Raw genomic sequence first — 5,696 nt, forward strand, 5'->3', positions numbered from 1 at the left:
TATTTTTTAGAAATTGAAATTTATTGAATTTCAACAATTAAAAATAAGATTAGTTAATCATCGTCCACCCATCATTCCTTTCTGTCATTAATAACCATATTGTACCATGATAATACTGTATGCGTAAATATTATTATTTGTACTTCAAAAGCAATTATTTTTCTTCAAGTTTATTTTTACAATTTCATGTGCTCATATCTTTAATTTTTACTAATTTGTATCATTTATTCATATGAAAACTTTTAAAAAAATACAAAACAAGGCTAAAAAACTTATCTCCAACGTTCTTTAGCCTTGATCACTTTTTACACATTAAAAAATATTACTCGTACTACCGTACCTTTATCAACTTCTGAATGGATTTCTACACTATGTCCTAATTGCTTCGTAATTTCATATACGAGATATAGCCCCATTCCTGTTGATTCTTTAAAATCTCTACCGTTTTCTCCTGTAAAGAAAGGTTTGAAGACTCTTGGTAAATCTTGCTTCGGTATACCTACGCCATTATCAGCAATTTCAAGTATAACGGTATTACCTTCCTTACAAGCTTTCACTTTAATCTTTTCTCTACTACCTGATGAATATTTAATCGCATTCGATAGTATTTGCCCAATTAAAAATTGTAACCATTTCACATCACTTTCTACAGTAATGTCCTTATCAATTTCAAGCTCTGGATATACAAAATTCCGGATAAAGAACCGTTTATGCTCATGTACCGAATCATTCACTATTTTATGTAGTTGTACTCTTTCTACATAAAAATCTTGTGTAAATGCTTCTAAACGTGCGACATACAGAGCCATTTCTAATCCCTTTTTTAATCGATCAGTTTCCTCATTTATACTTTCAAAACGTGAATCTACTTCATCCTGTGTAATTAATTCTATTACAGATAAAGGTGTTTTCATTTGATGAATCCACTGATTCATAAAGGTTAAATGGTCATTATTTTTTCTCTCTTGCATTTGCAGCTGATTTTGATAATGTCGATATTGCACCTCAAGTAGTTCTTGAAGAGCAGCCGATACAGCTGCAAAATCAGATTTTTGAACAGATTCATCCAAAGATTGCATCGGGTTTGCTAAGCGCTCATAAAAAGAACGATGTGTAAAATAACGAAACACTAAATAACTTCCCATAAAGAAAGCCCCTAGAAACATTGCATATAACGCCGTTGTAATATGATTATGCCCATCAAACCAATATACGAGAAATATAGCTAGTAGTTGAATTATAGTAAAGCAAATAAGTGGTATATGATCACGTATAAACAACCTTATCATTTTTCTATACCAGTATCCCAAGTAATATGCAATCTATATCCAACACTACGAATCGTTTCAATCGCACCTTCTATATGTAACGTTTGTAACTTTTTACGCACACGTGTTGTATTTACACTTAATGTATTATCATCAACATAAGATTCGCTATCCCATAATTTATTTAACAACACTTCCCTACTCACAACACGCGGATAATTTTTCATTAATGTCTCTAATAAAATAGCTTCGTTTCTCGTTATATCAATCTCTTCGTTTCTAAGTTTCAATACAAGTCTTTCAGGATATAAACAAAGGCCTTGTTGCTCAATCATTCGCTCTTCTAGTTTCGGTGCATAATCTCCATATGCACGTCTTAAATGACTACGAATTTTCGCCACTACAACTTCATAATGAAAAGGCTTCGGAATAAAATCATCGCCACCATTTTCTAACGCCATAACTTGATCCATCGTACCTTCACGAGCCGAAATGAATAGTATCGGACATGTAGAAACACCGCGAATTTGACGACACCAAAAGTACCCATCAAAACTCGGTAAATTAATATCTAATAAAACTAACTCTGGTTGTTCATCTAAAAAAATGTCTAATACATTTTGAAAGTCCGATACAATAACTCCTTGATAACAATATTTCGCAACATGTTTTGATAATAGTTCTGCAATTTTCATATCGTCTTCTACAATCATAATTTTGACCATTATTGAACTCCTTTTTAATCCACAATCTCAAATATACTTATATAAAATAAATACTACCTCTTTTCACAAAATCCGTAAATTAAAAAAGGATGCTTTTATACAAAAGTATCCTTTTTCGTCCCTTATCTATTTAATATGAAATTTACTAAAAGTAAATCCTAGTTTCTCCACATAATCCATCCCTAATTCCATACGCGCCGTTTTCAACGGATCCACAACTTGGCAAACTTTTAAATTACCTGCTGCCGATAATAAAAGAGTTGCATCAGCTTTAGACATTGCTAATTCTTCATGTAAAAATGTCACCATATTATGTACAGCACGACTTGCTGCATCATCTAACAATTTCTCTGAAGCAATCGTCATCATTTTTTCTTTTTGAATAGCCATTGGTAACGGCCATTTTTTCCCTTTTATAATTTGAACTGTTACAGTTACCTCACCAGCAACCTCTACACCACTAACACCAATTTCACCATCACCCATTGCTGCGTGTAAATCACCTAACGCTAATAGTGCTCCTGGGACATTAACTGGTAGTAGTAATGTTGTTCCTTCTTTAATTTCTTTACAGTCCATATTCCCGCCGTGATCATGCGGTGTGCCACATGAAATGCTCTCTTCTTTCGGTGCAGTACCAATTACCCCAATCATTGGATTAATCGGGATTTGTAGTTCACTTGAAAACAAAACATGTTCATTATGTATTGGGACAATTTTCACTGTATTTTCATTTAACTCATTCCCTATTACACCAAGGTTTGCACCTGTAGTTAAAACGCCCTGCTCTGCAATTTTAATCTTTTCAATCGTTACGGCTAATATATCGCCAGGTTCTGCTCCTTTAACATATACAGGTCCAGTCGCTGGATTAATTCGGTTCCAATCTAATTCTTGAAACACAACATCTTCAGAATCGATTTGATTTTCAAAGCAATCATATGTTTCAAATACAAGACTGCTCCCAATTTCCACTTCCATACAAGGCTTATTTTCTGGTGACATTGAGTAAATGATATGGTCTTTATGAATTCGATACATAATACCTCTCCCTTTTATATTTATCTACTATTACTAATTAGCTCTTTTTATACAAGCTCCTCTTAAAATTAAATGTTATTTTTATGTAAAAAAGCACGCAGATTGTTTTATAACATACACTCTTTACTATAACAGAAAGGTGGTATCACTATGCCCCTTATTCCATACAACGAAAGTGATGTTGATTTACTAGCTCGTTTAATTCGTGCTGAAGCTGAAGGCGAAGGTCGCCAAGGTGAGGAGTTAGTTGGATGCGTTGTAGTAAACCGTGTATTTTGTGATTGCTTAGATTTTAAACAACTCCGTACCGTACGCGACGCTGTATATCAAAGCCCCGGCGGATTTGAAGCAGTACAATATGGATATTTTTATCAACGCGCTCGTGAATCAGAAAAAGAAATTGCACGAAAAGTTTTACAAGGTGAATGGCGCTGGCCTGCACGATGGGCTCTTTGGTATTTCCGTCCAGTTGGAGCTTGTCCACCTGAATGGTATAATCAGCCATTTGTAGGACAGTTTAAAAGCCATTGTTTTTATGAACCAAGTGGTGATGAATGTCCGAAAATGTATTCACGCTAGCAAAATTTGAAACGCAAGTACTTAGATGTCTAAGTACTTGCGTTTCTTTTAGCTTTATTTTAGAAATCTAGTAATGAGATGAATTTTTCGATGCCCACCACATGTATTAATAACGATATACGTGGGCCACTAGACTGATTCATAATGAGCTTATAAATAATAATAAATAATTGTTTTTGATTTTCTTTCATTATTTTTTTATTGTCATGATGGCAAATCGAATACAATTGCTCCATTAAGTTAGAGTAATCTTTGTTAGAACGAAGTATATTGCAAACTTTTACTAACCATTCTTTCTGTCTTTCATCTAATGTGTTGTAAAACTCTGTATTTCTCTCTCGATTTACCGCAATTAATTTTTCAGATTGAAAGTTTTTTATCCAATACTCTGCGCGGTTACATATCGCTATCATAGCATCTAATGTATAACTTCTATCTATTTTTTCTAATGTATCTTGTAAAATAGATGAATCAAAATTTAATAGCGGTAACGTTCCTGCTACTTGATTAAATCTCGGATATTCTTTAAACTGCCTATCAACTTTAGAGAGTTTAATTGCATCAAATAAATCTTCATTTTTGAGCGTTTTATTTTCATAGCTATCTTTCAATCGTTCATACTCTGTATAATTACGAATCACATCTTCATCCAACCCAATATGAAAAGCAGCGCCTGGTTTGTATTTGGCAAACATAAAGAGAATTACTTCTGGTATATACACTTTCAATAAATCGCTTGGTGTAATGCTATTCCCTGAAGAACTAGACATTTTTTCATGATTCCCTTTAATACCAATGAAATCGTAAGCAACGTAATGAGGCGCTTCACGATTGAATATTTTCCTTGCAATTTCTTTTGATACATTATAACTACCCGTTTCTGATGAATGATCTCTTCCACCCGGTTCAAAAATAACATCCTCTATCATCCATCTCATCGGCCAATCGATTTTCCAGTTTAGTTTCATTTTATTTGTATTTAATACGGATAATTCTTTTTCATTTCCGCATTCACATTCATACCGGACTGTTTTTAATACTTCATCAAAATGTGTAATAGTTGTTGTATCTTTTCCACACCTCTCACAATATAATGTAGCTGGATAAAAATTGTTTCGCTCTTCTTCACTACACTCTCCAGTTTTAAAATCCATTAAAATATCATATATTTCTTTTCGTTTATACAAAGCCTCTAAAATATTTTTGTTATACCTTCCACTTCTATATTCATCATGTTGATAAATAAATTCTACTTCAATTCCAAATGCTTGAAGCGATGTTTCAAACTCTTTTTCAAAATGCTCCGCATACGAGTTATGACATCCATACGGATCTGGAATATCACAGTATGGCATACCAATATACTTTGCAAAAGATGGATCAATATTTTTTGGAACTTTTCTAAATCGATCATAATCATCCCACGAAAATATAAAACGAGTCTTTTTCCCTAAACCTTGAAGTGCTCTTACTACGAAATAAGTCGTTACGATTTCACGAAAGTTCCCAATATGAACAGAACCTGAAGGACTAATTCCAGATGCACAAACAAACGTTTCTTTATTTGGATGTTTCCTAATTAATTCATGTGCTACTTCATACGCCCAATGCATTTATTGCTCACCTCAATTATTTTTTGTTTTCGTATTCTCAGTTTTATGCAATAAAAAAACTCCCACCCCCAAGATTATTCATCTTGAGGACGAGAGTTGTTAGCTTCGCGGTACCACCTCAGTTTGTTAATATGTCACCATATTAACCTCTTCAGGTACGGCAAAATATGCTTATACCCTATCTCTATAACGGGAGAACCCGTCGCACCATCCCTAAATAAATTAGTTCCTTGCGCAGCTCCAAGTCTTTTTTCGTTAAGATGTATACCGCTCTTTCTCAGCTACCAGAGCTCTCTGTACGTATTCTTTCTTAACTACTCTTCTCTTCCATGCCATTTTAAATATTAGTTTTTTAATATGATAATTTATAACACTTTTATTGTCAAACTTTTCCGAATCAAAAACATATAATTACCTAAAAAAATTCTTTATCGCTTCTAATTGAATTTTATGACTACACTCATCACAAC

General features: G+C 33.4%; 5 protein-coding genes and 1 other annotated feature. Of the genes, 1 reads left to right on the forward strand and 4 read right to left on the reverse strand.

Annotated elements, in window-relative coordinates; all coding sequences use genetic code 11:
• Positions 1-305: 305 nt before the first annotated feature.
• The 3 genes from ABWK52_RS25420 to ABWK52_RS25430 all read right to left on the reverse strand — a co-directional run bounded on the left by ABWK52_RS25420 (position 306) and on the right by ABWK52_RS25430 (position 3,034).
• Positions 306-1,289: a sensor histidine kinase gene (locus tag ABWK52_RS25420; protein WP_098541269.1), complete on the reverse strand. Its 984-nt coding sequence runs from the start codon at positions 1,287-1,289 to the stop codon at positions 306-308.
• Positions 1,286-1,993, reverse strand: coding sequence for a response regulator transcription factor (locus ABWK52_RS25425; protein ID WP_098541271.1), 708 nt, complete (start codon positions 1,991-1,993; stop codon positions 1,286-1,288). Before ABWK52_RS25425 ends, ABWK52_RS25420 begins: the two co-directional genes overlap by 4 nt.
• Positions 1,994-2,119: 126 nt before the next feature.
• Entirely contained in the window at positions 2,120-3,034 is a 915-nt protein-coding gene (locus ABWK52_RS25430; RefSeq protein ID WP_000285665.1) for an acetamidase/formamidase family protein, read from the reverse strand.
• A gap of 150 nt (positions 3,035-3,184) precedes the next feature.
• Between ABWK52_RS25430 and ABWK52_RS25435 the strand changes: the two genes are divergently transcribed.
• Positions 3,185-3,613 (forward strand): cell wall hydrolase, encoded by a 429-nt coding sequence (locus tag ABWK52_RS25435; protein ID WP_001128398.1) that lies wholly within the window; start codon positions 3,185-3,187, stop codon positions 3,611-3,613.
• A 59-nt stretch (positions 3,614-3,672) separates the two neighbouring features.
• Here the strand turns inward: ABWK52_RS25435 and lysS are convergent, their stop codons facing one another.
• Entirely contained in the window at positions 3,673-5,226 is a 1,554-nt protein-coding gene (gene lysS, locus ABWK52_RS25440; protein WP_000558626.1) for a lysine--tRNA ligase, read from the reverse strand.
• An 82-nt stretch (positions 5,227-5,308) separates the two neighbouring features.
• Positions 5,309-5,565, reverse strand: a binding site (T-box leader).
• Between the last annotated feature and the right edge of the window lie 131 nt (positions 5,566-5,696).

Origin of the sequence: Bacillus sp. AP50 (genome assembly GCF_040492675.1) — a bacterium.
Lineage (GTDB): Bacteria > Bacillota > Bacilli > Bacillales > Bacillaceae_G > Bacillus_A > Bacillus_A cereus.

Bases quoted from the DNA above. Each gene is read 5' to 3' on its own strand.
- ABWK52_RS25420 (WP_098541269.1), bottom strand. From the start codon at position 1,289: ATGATAAGGTTGTTTATACGTGATCATATACCACTTATTTGCTTTACT.
- ABWK52_RS25425 (WP_098541271.1), bottom strand. From the start codon at position 1,993: ATGGTCAAAATTATGATTGTAGAAGACGATATGAAAATTGCAGAACTA.
- ABWK52_RS25430 (WP_000285665.1), bottom strand. From the start codon at position 3,034: ATGTATCGAATTCATAAAGACCATATCATTTACTCAATGTCACCAGAA.
- ABWK52_RS25435 (WP_001128398.1), top strand. From the start codon at position 3,185: ATGCCCCTTATTCCATACAACGAAAGTGATGTTGATTTACTAGCTCGT.
- lysS (WP_000558626.1), bottom strand. From the start codon at position 5,226: ATGCATTGGGCGTATGAAGTAGCACATGAATTAATTAGGAAACATCCA.